This is a genomic window from Altericroceibacterium indicum (assembly GCF_009828105.1).
GTDB classification, from domain to species: domain Bacteria; phylum Pseudomonadota; class Alphaproteobacteria; order Sphingomonadales; family Sphingomonadaceae; genus Altericroceibacterium; species Altericroceibacterium indicum.
Window position 1 is genome coordinate 59,198 of record NZ_WTYQ01000002.1, and the last position, 18,117, is coordinate 77,314.

13 protein-coding genes and 1 pseudogene are annotated in these 18,117 nt (G+C 54.6%); 10 read left to right on the top strand and 4 right to left on the bottom strand.

What is annotated here, in order from left to right:
- The first annotated feature begins 217 nt into the window (after positions 1-217).
- Both GRI39_RS05275 and GRI39_RS05280 read left to right on the top strand, forming a co-directional pair.
- A complete protein-coding gene (locus GRI39_RS05275) occupies positions 218-598 on the top strand; it encodes a phage tail protein (RefSeq protein ID WP_160738684.1) in 381 nt (126 codons plus the stop codon).
- The gene (locus GRI39_RS05280; RefSeq protein ID WP_160738685.1) at positions 591-1,610 is read left to right on the top strand and encodes a contractile injection system protein, VgrG/Pvc8 family; all 1,020 of its coding nucleotides are present in this window, start codon (positions 591-593) and stop codon (positions 1,608-1,610) included. The genes GRI39_RS05275 and GRI39_RS05280 overlap by 8 nt, the downstream gene beginning before the upstream one ends.
- Positions 1,611-2,101: 491 nt before the next feature.
- Here the strand turns inward: GRI39_RS05280 and GRI39_RS05285 are convergent, their stop codons facing one another.
- A complete protein-coding gene (locus GRI39_RS05285; protein ID WP_160738686.1) occupies positions 2,102-2,278 on the bottom strand; it encodes a hypothetical protein in 177 nt (58 codons plus the stop codon).
- 337 nt (positions 2,279-2,615) lie between these two features.
- Between GRI39_RS05285 and GRI39_RS05290 the strand changes: the two are divergent.
- The 6 genes and pseudogenes from GRI39_RS05290 to GRI39_RS05315 all read left to right on the top strand — a co-directional run bounded on the left by GRI39_RS05290 (position 2,616) and on the right by GRI39_RS05315 (position 12,382).
- Positions 2,616-3,349, top strand: a pseudogene (locus tag GRI39_RS05290) (IS5 family transposase).
- A gap of 250 nt (positions 3,350-3,599) precedes the next feature.
- Complete coding sequence (locus tag GRI39_RS05295; RefSeq protein ID WP_160738687.1) at positions 3,600-4,574, top strand: cation diffusion facilitator family transporter; 975 nt, start codon at positions 3,600-3,602, stop codon at positions 4,572-4,574.
- Between the two features lie 334 nt (positions 4,575-4,908).
- Positions 4,909-6,003: an efflux RND transporter periplasmic adaptor subunit gene (locus GRI39_RS05300; RefSeq protein WP_160738688.1), complete on the top strand. Its 1,095-nt coding sequence runs from the start codon at positions 4,909-4,911 to the stop codon at positions 6,001-6,003.
- Positions 5,993-9,100, top strand: coding sequence for an efflux RND transporter permease subunit (locus GRI39_RS05305; RefSeq protein WP_246204922.1), 3,108 nt, complete (start codon positions 5,993-5,995; stop codon positions 9,098-9,100). Before GRI39_RS05300 ends, GRI39_RS05305 begins: the two co-directional genes overlap by 11 nt.
- Positions 9,097-10,473, top strand: coding sequence for an efflux transporter outer membrane subunit (locus GRI39_RS05310; RefSeq protein WP_246204923.1), 1,377 nt, complete (start codon positions 9,097-9,099; stop codon positions 10,471-10,473). The genes GRI39_RS05305 and GRI39_RS05310 overlap by 4 nt, the downstream gene beginning before the upstream one ends.
- 79 nt (positions 10,474-10,552) lie before the next feature.
- Complete coding sequence (locus tag GRI39_RS05315; RefSeq protein WP_160738689.1) at positions 10,553-12,382, top strand: diguanylate cyclase; 1,830 nt, start codon at positions 10,553-10,555, stop codon at positions 12,380-12,382.
- Between the two features lie 57 nt (positions 12,383-12,439).
- Here the strand turns inward: GRI39_RS05315 and secA are convergent, their stop codons facing one another.
- Positions 12,440-15,190 carry a preprotein translocase subunit SecA gene (gene secA, locus GRI39_RS05320; RefSeq protein ID WP_160738690.1) on the bottom strand — a complete coding sequence of 917 codons (2,751 nt, stop codon included), beginning with the start codon at positions 15,188-15,190 and terminating at the stop codon, positions 12,440-12,442.
- 93 nt (positions 15,191-15,283) lie between these two features.
- On the bottom strand, positions 15,284-15,640 hold the full coding sequence (locus tag GRI39_RS05325) for a hypothetical protein (protein ID WP_160738691.1): 357 nt from the start codon (positions 15,638-15,640) through the stop codon (positions 15,284-15,286).
- Positions 15,641-15,642: 2 nt separating this feature from the next.
- Here GRI39_RS05325 and argJ point away from each other — a divergent pair, with 2 nt between their 5' ends.
- Together argJ and GRI39_RS05335 are read left to right on the top strand one after the other, a co-directional pair.
- Positions 15,643-16,869 carry a bifunctional glutamate N-acetyltransferase/amino-acid acetyltransferase ArgJ gene (argJ, locus tag GRI39_RS05330; protein ID WP_160738692.1) on the top strand — a complete coding sequence of 409 codons (1,227 nt, stop codon included), beginning with the start codon at positions 15,643-15,645 and terminating at the stop codon, positions 16,867-16,869.
- The gene (locus GRI39_RS05335) at positions 16,866-17,678 is read left to right on the top strand and encodes an inositol monophosphatase family protein (RefSeq protein ID WP_160738693.1); all 813 of its coding nucleotides are present in this window, start codon (positions 16,866-16,868) and stop codon (positions 17,676-17,678) included. Before argJ ends, GRI39_RS05335 begins: the two co-directional genes overlap by 4 nt.
- Positions 17,679-17,747: 69 nt before the next feature.
- Here the strand turns inward: GRI39_RS05335 and trxA are convergent, their stop codons facing one another.
- The gene (trxA, locus tag GRI39_RS05340; protein WP_160738694.1) at positions 17,748-18,068 is read right to left on the bottom strand and encodes a thioredoxin; all 321 of its coding nucleotides are present in this window, start codon (positions 18,066-18,068) and stop codon (positions 17,748-17,750) included.
- Between the last annotated feature and the right edge of the window lie 49 nt (positions 18,069-18,117).

An 18,117-nucleotide genomic window follows, 5' to 3' on the forward strand; every position in this document is an offset into this window, starting at 1 on the left:
GTCACGTCCGCAACGAGGTCGTGTCCGGGATGTCGGCTTTTTCAAGAAAACTACTAATAGCTGCCATCGAGGTCGCTGAAGAAGACTGACCATTCAGCCTAAGGCAACTGAAATAGATATTAACCCGAAGCGCCGGGTGCGCTCGAGCGATAATCGCTGAAGCTGAGCCGCGCAAAACCGCTCCACCTTTGCCGATGATGACGATGGATAAAACCTCATGCTGATGACACTCGACATGTTCGTTTTTGAAACGGGCACCCTGCCCTATCAGGAACTGCGCCGCCGCTCGGAATGGCGCTATGGTGAAGGCGAACGCTATGGTGTGCGCCCAGCCAGCCAGTTTCTGGGACCGAGCACGGAAACGGTGGAGGTAACCGGCAAGCTTTACCCGGGCGAGAATATCGGATCCTATTCCTCGACCGAAACAATCAGGACGATGGCTGATAAGGGCGAAGCTTACACACTCACATCAGGCTATGGCGAGATCCTGGGCACCTTCTTCATTCGTAGCCTTGAAGTTACGCAATCGCTGTTCTTTGTCGATGGCGCGCCGCGTGCCAGTGACTTTACTCTTTCGCTTGAGCGTGCCGATGGCTGACGCTTTCAGCCTTCCCGTTGCCAGCTGGCGCGTCGAGCTTGATGGTGAGGATCTGACCGCCAAAATTAATCCGCGCCTGATCTCTGCCAGCATCCGTGAAAAGCGAGCCGAAGAGGTCGACCAGCTCGATATCGTCATGCACGATAGCGATGGCTTGATGGAACTTCCTCCTTCCGGCGCGCGCCTGACAGTCAGCATGGGCTGGGAAAAAGGCTCTGGTCTGCCCAAGGGGCTAGTCGCCAAGGGCAGCTTCAAAGTCGATGAGGCTCAATGGCAAGGCCCACCCGATCACATAACAATCCGCGCCCGCAGCGCTGACTTTACCGATGCCTTCAGGGTGCGCCGGGACCGATCCTTTGTCGGCAAAGCGCTGAGTGAAATTCTGGGTGCGATCGCTGGTGACAATGGGCTTGCACTAACACTTGATGCTAATCTGGGCAGCCGGGTCATTCCCGCCCTCGGGCCGGGTGCAAAGAGCGATGCCGCACTCCTTCTGGCACTGGGCAAACGCTTCGATGCCGTCGCCACGGTCAAGGCTGGCCGGCTTATCTTCGGGCCGGTCGGCAGCGGAATGAGCACCGGCGGCAAAAGCCTGCCCATTGAAACCATAGAGCGCGCGGCAACCGCTTCAGCAGACTACCAGCGCATCGAGCGCGAAAGCTATGGCCTTGTCACGGCCGTCTGGCATGACAAGGCCAGCGGTGAGCGCAAGACAGTTCAAGTCGGCGGTGGCGAAACCGGCAAGCCGAAGCGTCTACGCAAGGTATATGCGAACGAGGCCGATGCCCGGCAGGCAGCGCAAGCTGAAGATAGCCGCATCGGCCGGGCCAAAGCGCGTATCACGCTAGATCTGCCTCTGGGGCGGCCGGATCTCTTTCCAGAGCGGCCGATCACGCTCACAGGCTTCAAATCTGAGGTCGATGCGCGCAGTTGGATCGTCGAAGAGGCCGAGCATTCAATGAATGGCAGCGGCGGATTGAAAAGCCGTCTGGCGCTTCAGGCCTCCCGCTGAGAGAGTGTGATGTATTCTTCACGCCAACCATCCCAATCTCGGATCATCGGCTTTTTGCAGCGCATGCAAGTAGTTCTATAATCCGCGCCGTTATGCGACACGTGCTTACGATCTATTTTATGACCGAGATAATAGCAGATTTTTTTCTTCATGAAAATTAACCACGCAAAGAGATGCGACCCTCTTGGCTGATTAAGTTAAAAGCATCTCACAATTCTATTGAATGGCGAGTGTTTAATAGCCTTAAGCTACGTATAGCGTGCCAGCCATATAATTTTAATGGTTAATATTTTAAAATGGCTCAAATTTCCTAAATCGAGAAACAAACATCTGAAAAGTCGAAATTAAAAATTCAGCCTCAGCAACCACAAGATCCTGGCGTAATGGTACAATGGCCTTCCAAAGAGCAATTTTTTCGACGCGCGCTTCCCAACAAAACTGCAAAATATCACGTTAGACGTTTAGTCTAGGCGTCGTGGACAAATTCCAGCCTAGCTGAGCGCTGCAATCGCGGTTTCTGTTTCATCGTGCGTTGGCGGTCTGCTGTCGTCCGCAACAAACGCTATCGCATCGGCAACAGCCTCATCGGCAAAGTCAAAATTGTCGCTCATCATCAGGCAATCGGCGGTGTAGTTCGCCGCGAGAAAGGTCAGTTGGTCCGAAAACATCGCTTCAAGGAGCCTGCGTGCGTGATCACTTGGGTAGGTCCGTCAGGCACCATGATGTAGCCCATGCCCTCAGTCTTGAAGCCATGCTCGCAGGCATTGACCTCGTTCGAGATTTCGCGCCCGAAGGCTTCGGGCGCGAAATCTCCATTCAAAAATGCGATAAGGGAAGAATGCTCCATACATGAAGAATAGTCGCCTCGCGCACGGCCGCAACATGCTATTCGCTGCATCGAGATTTGATTGACGTCGAGGCAGATGGTTGATTCAAGCCTGCTTTTTGGAGGTAGGCTTGAGCCGGGGCGATCTGACCGAAGCAGAATGGCGCATTTTGAAAGGCTTGCTGCCCATCGAACCTGGGAACCGTGGTCGAGGCAGGCCACCCGAACAGAACCGCTCGATCATCAACGGCATTCTCTGGCGGCTCCGGTGCGGAGCGCCATGGCGCGATGTCCCGCCCAAATATGGCAGTTGGAACACCATCTATCGGCGGTTCCGACGCTGGAGCGAGGTCGGGGTCTGGGAGACCGTTGCCGTGACGCTAGCCAAGATCATGGCGGACAGCGGCCACTACAGCATCGACAGCACCACAGTCCGCGCCCACGTTTCGGCAGCGGGCGGAAAAGGGGGACTCATCGACGCGCTCTTGGCCGCTCGCGGGGCGGGTTCACCAGTAAGCTTCACTGCCTGGCTGATGCCCTCGGACGACCGCTTGCCTTCATTCTGACTGGTGGAGAAGCGGCAGATTGTAAAGCATATGACGCCCTGATCGATTTACCCGAGCGCACGCCGGACGCTTTGCTCGCCGACAAAGGCTATGATGCCGACGCTATCCGCGCCGACCTCGGCGAACGAAAGATCGAGGCTGTCATTCCCGGTCGATCAAGCCGCCGCGTGAAGATCGAGCATAACCGGGCGCTCTACAAGCAGCGCAACCGCATCAAGCGCATGTTCGAGCAGCTCAAGATCAACCGCGCCATCGCCACCCGATATGACCAACTGGCCAACAGCTTCCTCGGAATGGTCCATCTCGCCATCGCCAGATACTGGCTCAAATTTGTCCACGCCGCGTAGGGCACGGCAGGTTTTGGTTAACGCTGAAGCTCAGTTAGACACCGGAAAAACCAGAGTTGAGCCGGTCTGTTGCCCCAACTCGGGGAGCCATTATATAGCTCCAGCATTCAAAAGCCTCGGAAAGCATTGCTTCCCGGGGCTTTTTGCTGCTCAGTGTCTTCGCTTCATAAAACACTCCTGACAGATAATAATTTGCGATTCTCACTGGAGCACGCATAATTTTACTTTCTCAAACAGCGAGCAGCCTTTCGTGACCCCTTCAGACACAGCCAGCCATTTCCGAAAGAATATTGTCCTCTATGGCGCGCTTCTGGCCAATTTGGGCATTGCCATTGCCAAATTTGTCGCTTCGGCGATCACCGGTTCCTCTGCCATGCTGACAGAAGGCGTGCACTCGCTCGTCGATAGCGGTAATCAAGTGCTGCTGCTGTATGGACAGGCCAAAGCCAAGCGCCCTGCCGATGCCATGCACCCCTTTGGATATGGCCGGGAATTGTATTTCTGGGCTTTTGTGGTTGCGATTTTGATCTTTGCGCTGGGTGCTGGTGTGTCGATCTATGAAGGCGTGCTCCATATCGTCACACCCGAGCCACTACACGATCCGACGATCAACTATATCGTGCTGGGCATCGCTATTCTGCTGGAGGGTACATCATGGGTTCTGGCGGTCCGCGAATTCAATTCCACTCGCGGAAAAGAACATTGGTGGAGATCAGTTCGCCGTTCGAAGGACCCAGCCAATTTCATCGTTTTGTTTGAAGACAGCGCCGCACTTGTCGGTCTGATGGTTGCAGGCGCCGGCGTCTGGGCCAGTCACTATTTCAACAATCCACAATTGGACGGCGTGGCGTCGGTTATCATTGGCATCGTGTTGGCTTGCGTGGCCATTCTTCTGTCGCGTGAAGCGAAAGGGCTGCTGATCGGAGAAAGTGCCGATCCTGAGATCGTTGAAGCCGTGTGGAGCTTGCTGGACAGCGCGCCGCAAATCACCTCGGTCAACCATATACGAACGATCCATACATCTCCTGATGAAGTGTTCGTCGCGATCAGCGCTGACTTTGCCGATGATGTGCCGATGGGCGAAGGTGAAACATTGATCGAGAATTTCGAAACCGAAATGAAGAAACGCGTACCGCAACTCACATCCATCTATATCCGCCCGGAAAAGCGCGAGAATGCTCTTCTCCAGCCACGGCCTACGGACGTGGTCAAGCATGAAGCTTAAAATGTGACGCCTGCATCTTCCAAGCGATGGCAGCTTCCGACTTCGCAGCCACATCAGTATAGAAAAAAGTATACCTATCATTTTAACGGAGGCCTGCACTTCAAGCGAGTGCAGGCCTTTTTTCTATGTAAAATCGGGAGAACTTAAAAATTCTCTCCTGATTACCATTGGCAGGTGAGGCTTTTGGTATATCCTCCGTCATATCAAAGGACTGTAGGCACTTAAAAATTTACCGATTCACTGACCGGAGCATATTTTGCCCCGGAATTGGACGCGCATGGACACAATTTTGCGACGGAAGGGACCGGATTATGAGAGGTAGTAGCTACAATTTATGGCTTTGACACCTCGTGCCTTCCTCATGCCTATTCTCCTGTTCATCACCTCTTGCGCAGATAATGACGACAAGAAGGGCGATGAGGCAGTGCCTATCGTCGCGCAGACAATTAGCTTTCTGCCGGAAAAGAACGAGGTGGAAGCCGTCGGCACGGCTCGTGCGATGACCTCGGCACAAATCTTCCCTGAAACTGCCGGACAAGTTCGGCGGGTTCTCTTCTCTGCCGGAGATTATGTTCGCAAAGGACAGCGGCTGGTCGAAGTGGATTCCCGCCGGGAAAAGCTTGCAGTCGACCTTGCTAAGGTTCGGGTGCAGGAAGCCAGCCAGTTGCTCACCCGTTATCGCCGGATTGAAGATACTGGTGCGTTGTCTGCCAGTCAGATTGAAGCAGGCGAGACTGCCCTCGCCTCAGCCAAGGTGGAATTGCAGCAGGCCCAGACAAATCTCGCTGACCGCACCGTGCGCGCCCCCTTTTCCGGCCATATCGGCATCACCGATGTCGACACGGGAGACCGGGTAACGAGCACGACTGCGATTGCTCAATTGGATCAACGCAGCGCGCTTTATGTAGACTTTTCCGCTCCTGAAGGAATTTTCGCCCAATTGCGGCCCGGTCAGAGCGTAACAGTAACGCCATTCACAGATACAGGCCGGACAATAGATGCCAAGGTCATTGCCACAGATTCCTCTGTATCGGCAGACCAGCGTAGCTTTATTGTCCGCACGCGGATCAATAATGCAGACGACAGCCTGCGGCCGGGTATGAGCTTCCGCGTCACCTTTTCGACACAAGGCAACCCTCGCCCAGCCGTTCCAGAACAAGCTATTGTCTGGGGCGGTGAAGGCTCTTACATCTGGACAGTCCGCGATGGGAAAGCCCATCGTGTTCCGGTGACCATCACATCACGCCGCGATGGTATGGCTTTTGTCGATGCCAAATTATCCTCCACAGAAATGATTGTGATCGAAGGAGTGCAGAAGATGCGCGAAGGGCAGGATGTTCGCATCCTGAAGCCCAGCCCACCACCTGCCCGCGACGCCACTCTGACGCGCCAGAAGAAGGGCGATGCGGTAGGCAATAATGACGGCTGAGCGTTCTGACCTTCCGATGCTGGCGGTTAAGCGGCCGCTGCTGATATGGGTTCTCAACCTGCTGATCGTGATTGCGGGTATCGCCGCACTGATTGGTATCGAAGTGCGCGAACTGCCGGATGTGGACCGGCCGATCGTGTCGGTCACCGCCACTTTCCCCGGCGCTGCACCAGAAACAATGGATACGGAAGTCACCAGCATTCTTGAGGATGCCGTGGCACGGGTCTCCGGCATTCGTCAGATCAATTCATCCAGCGAAGAAAACAACACTCGCATTCGCGTGGAATTTTCCCCGGGCACTGATCTCGATACAGCCGCGTCCGATGTGCGAGAGGCAGTGAGCCGGGTCACGCGCCGCCTGCCTGAGAGGGTTGAACAGGTAACCGTGGTCAAGGCGGATGAAGATGCCAGCCCCATCATGACACTGGCGGTCTCCAGCAACCGCTACGATCAGGCTGCGCTTTCCAACATTGTCGAAAATGATATTATTCCCGAATTACTGACCGCAGACGGCGTGGCCAGCATTGTGCAATTCGGCTCGCGCCCACGGCAGATGCGTATCACGGTCGATCCGGCGCGATTGAACCGCTTTGGCCTCACGATTTCTGACGTTGCGACTGCGCTGGACACCGCCCCTTATGATGTTCCCATTGGCAGCTTCCGCTCTGACGCGCAGGAATTGGTAGTGCGGGCAGAAGCCAGTGCCACCACACCAGACCTCATTAAAAACATCATCATTTCTGGCACGACCCGGATTGGTGATGTGGCGGATGCCAATTTTGCCCCAGCAGATGCCACCAATTTCGTCCGCGTGGATGGGGAAACCGTAATCGGCATGGGTGTGGTTCGTCAGGCCAGTTCCAATACGATCGAGATTTCTGACGCCATTCATGCAGCGGTTGACCGGGTCAACGCCCGCTTCGATGACATAGAGATCAATGTCGTCTCCGATGATGCGGATTTCATCAAAGTTTCCGTGAAGGAAGTTCTGGTCACACTGGCCTTCACGATCGGTGTGGTGATCGCAACCATGTTGCTGTTTTTCCGTGCAGTACCGCCCACGATTATTCCCAGCACGACTATTCCGGTCGCTTTGATCGGGGTGATTGCAGCGATCTGGCTGATGGGTTTTTCGATCAATTTGCTGACGCTTCTGGCGCTTGTTCTGGCAACGGGCCTGATCGTGGACGATGCCATCGTTGTTCTCGAAAATGCTCAGAGGTTGCAAAATATGGGCCTTGGCCGAAGGGCGGCAGCGGTGATCGGCACAAGGCAAGTGTTCTTTGCTGTGATCGCAACAACGGCAGTTCTGGCCTCGGTCTTCGTGCCCATATCTTTCCTCCCTTCGGAGGCCGGACGCCTTTTCCGCGAATTTGGCTTTGTGCTGGCCGTGGCGGTGATCCTCTCTTCCTTCGTAGCCCTGTCGCTTGTCCCAGCGCTCGCCGCGCGGCTCAATCTGCGGACCGATGATAATGAGAATAGCCGCCTCACCCAATGGGGCGGAAAAATCGGCAAATCATATGAAAGAGGCCTTAAGCGCTGCCTTGATCATCCCCGAATAACCATCGGCATTTCACTTGTCGCAGCCTGCCTGGCGGCACTTCTCTACGGGCTGCTCGATAATGAACTGGTGCCCGATGAAGACCGTGGCTCCATCGTCATCATGGCCAGCGGCCCGGACGGTGTTGGCATCGATTTCATGGACAAGGAATTGCATGAAATTGAAGACGTGCTTGCTCCCTTTGTCAGCAGTGGCGAGGTAAAGTCGGTTTTCTCTATCGTTGGGCGCTATGACCCCAACCGCGTGCAGGTGAGGACCGAACTGTCCGATTGGGGGCAACGCAACCGCAGCCAGACTGAAATCGTCGAGGCTATGGGCAAGCCACTGAAGGAAATTCCAGGATCACGCATCAATGCCAGAGGCCGAGGGACACTGAGCTTTGGCGGCGGTGACGCTGGTATTGAGGTGGCGCTGGCCGGTGCGCAATATCAGCATATCTATGTTTCAGCGCAGGCTTTGGCCGAGGCAATTGACCGGGATTCCGATATCCTTTCCAATCCCGACATCTCCTACCAACCCAACCAACCCCAGCTTTCGGTGAAAATTGACCGCCGCCGTGCATCCGATCTTGGGGTAAATCTCGATGATCTGTCTCTCACCCTCAAAACCATGGTGGGCGGAAGTGAATTGCTTGATCTCAATGTGGATGATCAGGCCGTGCCGATTTTTCTGACTTCCAAGACGCGAATGATCACCAACCCTTCTGACCTGAGCAATCTCTATGTCAGGGCGCGCGACGACAGTCTGATCCCGCTGTCCAGCATCACCACCATTAGCGAAAGAGGCATCGCTGCCGAACTTGACCGAACGGAACAGCGCCGTGCGATCGAAGTCTCTGCTAATGTCGAACCGGGTGTGCCAATGCAGAATGCAGTGGATGAAATTCAGCGTCTTGCTGATAAGGTGGTCGCCGATGATGTTGACCTGATCTTGCAAGGTGAAGCAGCGACTTTGGAAGAAACATCCAACGAATTGCTACTCACTTATGGTTTTGCCTTTATCATCGTTTTCCTTGTCCTGATCGCCCAATTTGAAAGTCTCACCAGCGCCTTGGTTGTGCTGCTGACGGTGCCTTTTGCGCTGGCCGCTGCCATATTCTCGCTCTTCCTATCCGGCGTATCACTCAACATCTATTCCCAGATCGGGCTGGTCATGCTGATTGGCCTGATGGCCAAAAACGGTATCCTGATTGTCGAATTTGCAGACCAGTTGCGCCATCAGGGCCGGCCCTTGCGCGAAGCTGTGGAACAGGCCGCTTCTATCCGCTTGCGGCCTATCGCAATGACACTCATTTCCACGGTTGTGGGTGCTTTCCCGTTGATTATCGCGAGCGGAGCGGGCGCAGAAGCGCGCCAGGCCATTGGCTGGGTGATCTTTGGCGGCCTTGGCATTGCCGGTGTCTTCACCCTGTTCCTGACCCCCGTGATCTATCTGGGGGTAGCGCGTTACGGCAAACCGCGCAGCATCGACCTCAAGCGCGTGCAAGATGAAATTGCCGCAGTGGACATCGAAAAGACCATGGAAGGTGCAACATGATGGCGCGCCTTGCTTCATGCCTGTTTGGAGGATGCGCAACTCTGTTGCTGGGTGCCTGTACCACAGCCATGCCGCCAGCATTGGGCGCGCAGGATATTCAGGCACCATCCGATTTTACGGCGGAATATCGCCCCGAAGCAGGGCCTCAGGAATTGTGGTGGCAGGGGTTTAATGATCCGCAGCTCAATAGTCTTATCGCCAGAGCTTTGAGTGAAAACCTGAATATTTCTGCTGCTGAAGCCAGATTGCGAGCGGCCGAGGCGTTTCTGAAAGCAGAGCGTTCCGATCTCTTACCCTCCATCAATGGAAGCGGAAACATTACCGTTGATGTGAACGATAGCGGCGATACAAATGATAGTGCGGCAGTGAGCCTGTTTGGCCAATTCACACCTGACATTTCCGGGCGATTAGGGGCAGAGGTCCTAGCAGCCACAGCCAATCTGGCTGCGGCTGAGTATTTCGTGGCCGATCAGCGGCGGTTGATCGCATCAGCCGTGGCGAACCAATATATCGAATTGCGACGCACAGATGCCCGGCTCACCCTGCTTGATGAATCCACACAACTGCAGCAGCAGACCCTGCGGATCGTCACCTTGCGTTATGAAGCGGGCCTGTCTGCCAACCTCGACGTGCGCCGCGCAGCGGCTGACCTTGCCCGCACCCGCGCCCAACGTGGCTTGCTGGAACTGGCTCGCGCCCGCGCCAGCCATGCGCTCGCCGTGCTTGTAGGGGATGCACCCGGTGCCATACCCGCAGCGTCTCACGATACAGCTAGCGTACCGGAATTTCAGAGCGGCCCGCCACGCGGAAGCCCTGCGGACCTGCTTCGCCGCCGGGCCGATCTGCTGGTAGCGGAAGCAGGCCTGATGGAAGCGGCTGCCAATATCGGCATCGAAAGGGCTGATTTACTGCCGTCGCTGACTATTCCGGGCGAAATCGTTGCTGGCGATGGACGCATCGACAAGATATTTGCGAATGTTGTCACCTCAATCGGCGCATCACTCAACCTCCCTCTGTTTGACGGTGGGCGACGCAGGGCGGAAATATCTGCCGCCGAAGCGGAAGCAGATGCTCGCTTTTCGGAATATAGGCAGACGTTTCTTACAGCGCTCTCCGAAGTAGAAAACGCTCTTGTCGGAATTAGTGCCTACACCGCGCGCAACACTGAATTGCGGCAAGCAATTGACGAAAGCGATGCGGCCTTCATGCAATCAAACGCGCTTTATCGTGAAGGCCTGGCATCCCTGTTTGATGTCCTGGACGCCCAGCGCCAGCTTATTTCAAGCCGGGAGTCCCTGATCGATAGCGAAGCCTCTCTCGCTTCATCTATTGTTGCGCTCTACGCTGCTGCCGGCGCAGAAACGAAAGTCTAGTTTCACTACTCCCGAAAATACGACTTACTTTTCGAATTTGTTAACCGAATTAACGCAACTTGATCGTAAGTGAGTAAGCATGAAGCTCGCAACCATTACAAACTGGGCCTATGGCTCAACCTTGGCGCTTACACTGATTTCCGGCGTCACGATGCTGTTCGCATCACAAGCTCAGGAAAAAGAACGGCATGCTGTCGCCGAACGCCATACTCTGGACACAGCTACGGCACATATAAATAACGATGTTCTCAAACTGACAGAACATGCTCGGCAGTACATCAATACTGGCAAATTGAATTATAAGATTGCTTATCAGGGCAATTTTGATGACCTTTCCTCAGTCGAGCAGCGGTCCAGATCTGTAGCGCAGGCTGGCGCCACACCCACAGAGATAGCTTTGCTGAAAGACGCGATCAGCGCAGCCGATACACTGCATGATGAACAAAGCGCTGCCATTGCTGCATTCGAAAGCGGAGACGAAACGCAGGCACGCCGATTGCTATTTGGGCCAGAGTATGAGCGAGAGCTTGATAATATCGCGAATATGATCGGCCGTTTTCAGGACCGGCTGGATCAGCGTATCGCTGGTGAAATACAGGAAGCCACGGATATTGCCGACATCTGGAAACGTATTTCAGAGATAGCGTTGGCAATCACCGCATTGATGTTTTTGTGTGTCTTGTACTTTGTCTTCAAACTGCGCGTACTGCGGCCGGTGGTAAAATTAAGTGATGTCGTCAATCGGTTGGCCGCACAGGATTTTGCCGTAGAGCCGCCGGTTATCGCCCAAATTGATGAGATCGGAGATATGGCGCAAGCCATTCGTATCTTCCGCGAGAACGGGCTGGAGCGGCAACGTCTGGAGGCAGAGCGCAATCAGGATCGACAGAACCGTGACCTCATTTCACGCATGACCCAGCGGATGCAGGGTTGTGACTCGCTAAACGATCTCACCAAGGTGATTGAGCGTTTCCTTCCTGAAATCGCACCCACACGCGCCGGACGGCTCTATATTATCGACCCAAGCCGCAATGCCGTGAACGAAGTGTGCAATTGGTCCTCCCCCCAATTATCAGAGCCAGAGTTTCCACCGACCGCTTGCTGGGCATTGCGCCGGGGTATTTTGCATCACCCGTCCAGCGGCAACATCGACGTACCTTGCCCACACCTGGCCATTCGGGAAGATCCTCCCAGCGTGCCTGACACATTATGTCTGCCACTTCTCTCTCAACGCGAAACGATCGGACTCCTCTATTTGGAAACCCATGAAGGCGAAGTCACAAGCGATATAAGGCCTCGCAGTGATGTCTATTTACAAATGATCGCTGAAAATATCGGGCTTGCGGTCGGAAACCTGCAACTGCGCGAGAAGTTGCGGGAGATGGCGATGATTGATCCGCTTACCTCTCTCTCCAACCGTCGCCGTCTCAATACGGTGATGGATGTCGAACTAGCGCGCGCGGCCAAGTTTGAAGAAACGATTAGTTGCCTGATGATCGACATCGATCACTTCAAACATTTCAATGACAAGTTCGGCCATGAGGCGGGTGATTATGTTCTGAAATCAGTTGGCAAACTGCTGCAACATGCGACGCGAGATCCTGAAATGGCATTCCGTTACGGCGGAGAGGAGTTTCTCCTCCTGCTTCCGGGTTTTGGCACAGAAACAGCACTCACACGCGCCGAACAAATTCGCCAAAAAGTCGCGGATATGACTTTGATACACTCAGGGCAGGAGTTGGGTTCGATCTCGATCTCTGTCGGCCTTGCCACCGCTCCTGAACAATGCGGCTATAATACAGTTGCTCGTAAAGCAGACGATGCGCTGCGGAAAGCGAAAGAGCTGGGGCGGAACCGTGTTGAAGTCGCAATGCAGAAAAATCAGCGCAACAATAAAAAGTCCGCCTGAGTACAATACGGCATATCATGCAGGACAAAAAAGGGGGCCCAAAGCCCCCTTTTTCATTTACTTGGCAGCACCGTGGCAGTGCTTGTATTTATTGCCAGAACCGCATGGGCATGGCGCGTTGCGGCTGATGTCCTGACCGGCATAGGGGTTGGCGCTGTCGCTCCCACCCGAGCCAACTGCAGCACGAGGGCTTCCAGCCAACGACCCAAGAATGGCTTCCGCGCCAGTCGAGCGTGATGAACTATCTGCATCATCTGTCCCGAACAGCGGATCAATGTGACCTGTCAGGAAATCTGGCAGTTCCGGCAGATCAAGTGGCGGTGGCGGCGGAGCCATACGTAATTGATGCGTCATCAAGATCCGGGTGACATCTTCACGGATCGTGTTCAACATGCCTTCAAACAGGCCGAAGGCCTCCTGCTTATATTCGTTGATCGGCGTTTTCTGGGCATAAGCGCGGAGGAATACCACCTGACGCAAGGCATCGAGAGTGGCGAGATGTTCCTTCCAATGGTGATCGAGGCGGCCAAGCAGGACGTTCTTTTCAACCTGATGCCAGATGGACGTGTCCGTCTGAGCAATTTTTTCGTCCATCACCTGCTTGGATATTTCGACCAGACGTTCTTCGATCAATTCCGGATCAAGTGCGTCTTCGTTCATCCAATCATCAATCGGCGGTTCGAGGCCCAGAATATCACTGACACGGGCCTTCAGTCCCTCAACATCCCATTGTTCAGGGTAGGAACCTGGGGGGCACGCATCCGCAACAATCGCATTGATGGCATCTTCGCGCATTTCCACGACGACATCATCAACCCGCTCGCTGTCCATGATCTCTTCACGTTGCTGATAGATCACCTTGCGCTGATCATTCATAACGTCATCATATTCAACGACTTGCTTACGCATATCGTAATTGCGCGCTTCAACCTTCTTCTGCGCCGTTTCAATCGCTTTAGAGAGCCATTTGGAGCCGATCGCCTCACCATCGGCAAGGTTGGAGTTCATCATCTTGGAGAACATCGTATCCGGGCCAAAGATGCGCAGCAAATCATCTTCGAGGCACAGATAGAAACGCGACAGGCCCGGATCGCCCTGACGACCAGCACGGCCACGCAGCTGATTATCGATCCGGCGGCTTTCATGCCGTTCAGTACCCAGAACGAACAAACCGCCCGCTGCCAGCACACGCTGGCGGTCTGCCTCGACCTCTTCCTTGATCTTGGCGATGGCAGCATCACGTTCGGGACCTTCTTCGACATCGCGAAGTTCATCCTCGATACGGAATTCAACATTGCCGCCAAGCTGAATGTCGGTGCCTCGGCCCGCCATATTGGTTGCAATGGTTACTGCGCCATAGCGGCCAGCCTGGGCCACAATATGCGCTTCCATTTCATGGAAACGGGCATTCAGAACAGCGTGCTTCACGCCTTCCTTGCGGAGGAACTCTGAAAGCAGTTCTGACTTTTCGATAGATACTGTGCCAACCAGCACCGGCTGACCAATTTCGTGCTTCTCACTGATGGCCTTGGCAATCGCTTGAAACTTATCATTCGTATTCTTGTAGAATTCGTCCTGCTCATCGACCCGCTGAATAGGTAAATTGGTAGGGATCGTGACGACATTCATTTTGTAAATATCCCAGAACTCGGCCGCTTCTGTTGCAGCCGTACCGGTCATGCCGGAAAGCTTGGGATACATACGGAAGTAATTCTGGAATGTGATGGAAGCGAGTGTCTGGTTCTCAGGCTCGATCTTCACGCCTTCTTTGGCTTCCACAGCCTGATGCAGACCATTGGACCAGCGGCGGCCATCCATCATGCGGCCCGTAAATTCATCAATGATGACGACCTTGTCATCCTTGACGATGTAATCCGTATCACGCTTGAACATGATGATGGCCTTCATCGCCTGATCAAGGTGATGAACAACCTGCGTATTTTCAACGTCGTAAAGATTGTCACCCTCAAGCAGACCTGCGGCATAGAGGAGCTTTTCAACTTCTTCGACACCGTCTTCGGTCAGCGAGACGTTCTTGCTTTTTTCGTCCGCTTCATACCATTCTGGATCGATCTCTTTGACGATCTTGTCGATCGCGACATAGAGTTCGGATTTGTCTTCGGTCGGGCCAGAGATGATGAGCGGGGTACGCGCTTCGTCAATCAGGATCGAATCGACTTCATCGACAATCGCGTAGTTAAATGGACGATGGACCATCTGGCCGCGTTCATGCTTCATATTATCGCGCAGATAATCGAAGCCGAATTCATTGTTCGTGCCGTATGTAATGTCCGCCGCATAGGCTTCACGGCGCTCATGCTCGGATAGGTTTGGCACGATCACGCCGACGCTCAAACCAAGGAAGCCGTAGAGGCGGCCCATGGTTTCAGCGTCGCGCGCAGCGAGGTAATCATTCACCGTGACAACATGGACGCCCTTGCCCTCAATGGCATTGAGGTAGACCGCCAGCGTCGCCACGAGGGTCTTACCCTCACCAGTGCGCATTTCGGCAATTTCACCACGGTGGAGCACGATACCACCCACCATCTGCACATCGAAATGGCGCATCCCGAGGATGCGGCGTGAGGCTTCACGAACCGTCGCAAAAGCTTCAGGCATAATATCATCGAGCGAGCTTCCAGCCTGCAACATGCCACGGAATTTCTCCGTCTGGGCCGTCAGTTCCTCATCGCTGAAGGCTTCAAGCTGAGGCTCCAGAGCATTGATCTGGTCAACAATTTTACTGAGTGACTTAACATACCGCTCATTAGCGGAGCCAAAAAAGGTTTTAGCGAGCGCACCGAACATTGGGCGTTTCCTGATTCTTTGAAGATTTAGATGTGCAACCGCGCCTGCTTCAGGTGCGGGAGAGCGTGTCAGAGTTGGGAATAGCGCGCGATCTTATTCGTGGGCGCGATCAACCTTGAGCATGATCGTCGGCCAATAGATAACACCGGCCCTGTGATGGCAATTATCCACGCTATCGCGTAGTTTTTCGGGGCCCCGTGCCATTTGTGCGGCGAGTGAAGCCTGCCGCACTGTGCAGATTTCACAAGCTTCGCTAATAGAAGCCAGCCGGACATTCTCGACGCCTGTCACGCGCGCATGCGCGTGTTCTCCGGTGACAGCAAGACCGGTAAAGATAGCAAGAAGCGTGAGTAGCTGACGCAGCATTGTGTGTGCGAGATAGGAACTCTGCGCCGCCACGTCCACCAAGAAAGCGCGTTTACGAGACTCATCTGTCTGCTTAAGGAGCATTTATGGACATCGAACGCTCCCCCCTCGCTCGCCCCTTTCCTGATATGCCGCCTGTTGATGGCGTCACACTGCGTATTGCGCGGGCGCAATATAAGAATTGGGATCGATGCGATCTGACCTATGCCGAACTGGCAGAGGGCACCGCGGTAGCCGGTGTATTCACGCGCAATATCTGCTGCTCTTCCGAAGTGGAACTGGGCCGGGAAAATGTGAAACGCGGCACAGCGCGGGCTTTGATCGTGAACGCTGGCAATTCCAATGCTTTCACTGGCTATCGTGGTCGTGAAGCTGTGGAGCAGATCATGACGCAGGTTTCCGACCATCTGGGTTGCGCGAAAGAAGAAGTGTTCGTTTCCTCAACTGGTGTGATCGGCGTTCCGCTGCCCAAGGATAAGGCACGCGATGGTGTCGCGGCCGTTTTGCAGACAGAGCCATGCGGTTGGGAAGAGGCCGCCAGCACGATCGGCACGACTGACACTTTCACCAAGGGCGCCCATGCCGCCGCCATGCTGGGCGAAACACGGGTGGAACTGTGCGGTATCATCAAGGGCAGCGGCATGATCGCGCCGGATATGGCCACCATGCTGGGCTATATTTTTACCGACGCCGCGATAGTCCCTGCCTTCCTGCAAGAACTGCTGAGTGAAGCTACCAAGGGCAGTTTCAACGCGATCACCGTGGATAGTGACACCTCCACTTCTGATACGGTGCTTGCCTTTGCGACAGGAAAAGCCGGAAATCCGCTGATCCAATCCTTTGACGACCCCGGTGCCGATGCTTTCGCCGCTGCCTTGAAGGATGTCTGCCGCCAGCTCGCGCATCTGGTGGTGCGGGACGGCGAAGGTGCGCAGAAATTTATCGAAGTGCGCGTAAATGGCGCGGTTTCCGATGACAGTGCCCATCGCATTGCACTTGCGATTGCCAATTCTCCGCTGGTCAAAACGGCGATTGCAGGCGGCGATGCCAATTGGGGCCGTGTAGTGATGGCGGTCGGAAAAGCAGGAGAACCCGCAGATCGGGACAAGCTTTCCATCGGTTTTGGCGGGCATTGGGCGGCTAAAAACGGCCAGCCTCTCGCTGATTATAATGAAGTGCCGGTGGCCGAGCATTTGCGTGGGGAAGATGTGACGCTTGAGGTTGATATTGGCCTTGGAAATGGTCGGGCAATTGTTTGGACCTGCGACCTGACGCATGGCTACATTTCCATCAATGCGGATTACCGTTCATGAATGCTCTGGATCACCAAATTCTCGAATTGATGCGCAAGACAGCGCGGAGCGTGGTTATGCCGCGCTATCGCAACCTTGCTGCGGACGAAGTGTTTGAAAAGGCTGAAGATGATCCAGTCACGATCGCGGATCGGGAATCCGAAGCGATGCTGAGTGACGGGCTGGCAGCCTTGATGCCGGAAGCCGCAATTGTCGGAGAAGAAGCAGCCTTTTCAGATAGTTCCGTTCTGGATCGGCTGTCTGGCCTGTGCTGGATCATTGACCCCATTGACGGCACCAAGAATTTTGCCAGCGGCGAAGGACCTTTTGCGCTGATGATTGCGCTGGCGGATGGTGGTTTGGCGCAAGGGAGCTGGATCTATGACCCGGTGCGTGATCGCTTGTGCCATGCCCGCAAAGGCGGTGGCGCTTTTGTCGATGGCGAAGCGGTCAAAGCCTCCGCAACCGGGGAAAAACCGCCTGTTTTAGCCGCGATGACGGCCTATATGGCCGACCACCATCGTGAGCTTTTCAACGAGAAAATCGCTCCTTATTACACCGAAGCTGTGGCCCCGCGCTGTGCGGCTGAGCAATATCCGCTGGTTGCCTTTGGCAATCACGACCTTGCTCTCTATCAGCGCACCTTGTCATGGGATCATGCCGCCGGTGCCCTGTTTCTGAATGAAGCAGGCGGCATGTCTGCAAGGCTCGACGGATCACCCTACCGCGTTGATTCCAAAGAAAAAGGTATGATCGGAGCGGCCACGCCAGCCCTGTTTGAAGAGCTGGCGCAACGGCTCGAAGCGGCCGGTTACAACCCGTCTGTGTAACAGATACACAAAGGCACCCAACAGAGCCTGAAGGGTGCCTAAAGTGTTCTAAAGGATGGAAAACGGAACTTAAAGTTCGCCTTCGATCCACTGCTTCAACTGGCTCTTGGGAGCAGCACCCAGTTTCTGTGAAACTGGCTTACCATCCTTGAACAAAACCATGAACGGAATGGACTGGACGCCCATTTGCCCGGGCACATCCGGATTTTCCATAATATCCATTTTGGCGATGGTAATCTGATCGGAAAGCTCTTCGCTGATTTCTTCAAGCGCAGGCGCGATCATCTTACAAGGGCCGCACCAATCAGCCCAGAAATCGACCAGCACTGGCTTGTCGGAATCGAGCACGTCAGCCTGGAAGCTCGCATCAGTTACATTCTTGGTGGCCATATTCTCTTAACTCCTGTTTCAAACAGCTATTTAGTCGCCGCATTCAGCG

What these genes read in the sequence shown, in the direction of transcription:
- GRI39_RS05275 (WP_160738684.1), top strand. Translation starts at nt 218, where the DNA reads ATGCTGATGACACTCGACATGTTCGTTTTTGAAACGGGCACCCTGCCC.
- GRI39_RS05280 (WP_160738685.1), top strand. Translation starts at nt 591, where the DNA reads ATGGCTGACGCTTTCAGCCTTCCCGTTGCCAGCTGGCGCGTCGAGCTT.
- GRI39_RS05285 (WP_160738686.1), bottom strand. Translation starts at nt 2,278, where the DNA reads ATGTTTTCGGACCAACTGACCTTTCTCGCGGCGAACTACACCGCCGAT.
- GRI39_RS05300 (WP_160738688.1), top strand. Translation starts at nt 4,909, where the DNA reads ATGGCTTTGACACCTCGTGCCTTCCTCATGCCTATTCTCCTGTTCATC.
- GRI39_RS05305 (WP_246204922.1), top strand. Translation starts at nt 5,993, where the DNA reads ATGACGGCTGAGCGTTCTGACCTTCCGATGCTGGCGGTTAAGCGGCCG.
- GRI39_RS05310 (WP_246204923.1), top strand. Translation starts at nt 9,097, where the DNA reads ATGATGGCGCGCCTTGCTTCATGCCTGTTTGGAGGATGCGCAACTCTG.
- GRI39_RS05315 (WP_160738689.1), top strand. Translation starts at nt 10,553, where the DNA reads ATGAAGCTCGCAACCATTACAAACTGGGCCTATGGCTCAACCTTGGCG.
- secA (WP_160738690.1), bottom strand. Translation starts at nt 15,190, where the DNA reads ATGTTCGGTGCGCTCGCTAAAACCTTTTTTGGCTCCGCTAATGAGCGG.
- GRI39_RS05325 (WP_160738691.1), bottom strand. Translation starts at nt 15,640, where the DNA reads ATGCTCCTTAAGCAGACAGATGAGTCTCGTAAACGCGCTTTCTTGGTG.
- argJ (WP_160738692.1), top strand. Translation starts at nt 15,643, where the DNA reads ATGGACATCGAACGCTCCCCCCTCGCTCGCCCCTTTCCTGATATGCCG.
- GRI39_RS05335 (WP_160738693.1), top strand. Translation starts at nt 16,866, where the DNA reads ATGAATGCTCTGGATCACCAAATTCTCGAATTGATGCGCAAGACAGCG.
- trxA (WP_160738694.1), bottom strand. Translation starts at nt 18,068, where the DNA reads ATGGCCACCAAGAATGTAACTGATGCGAGCTTCCAGGCTGACGTGCTC.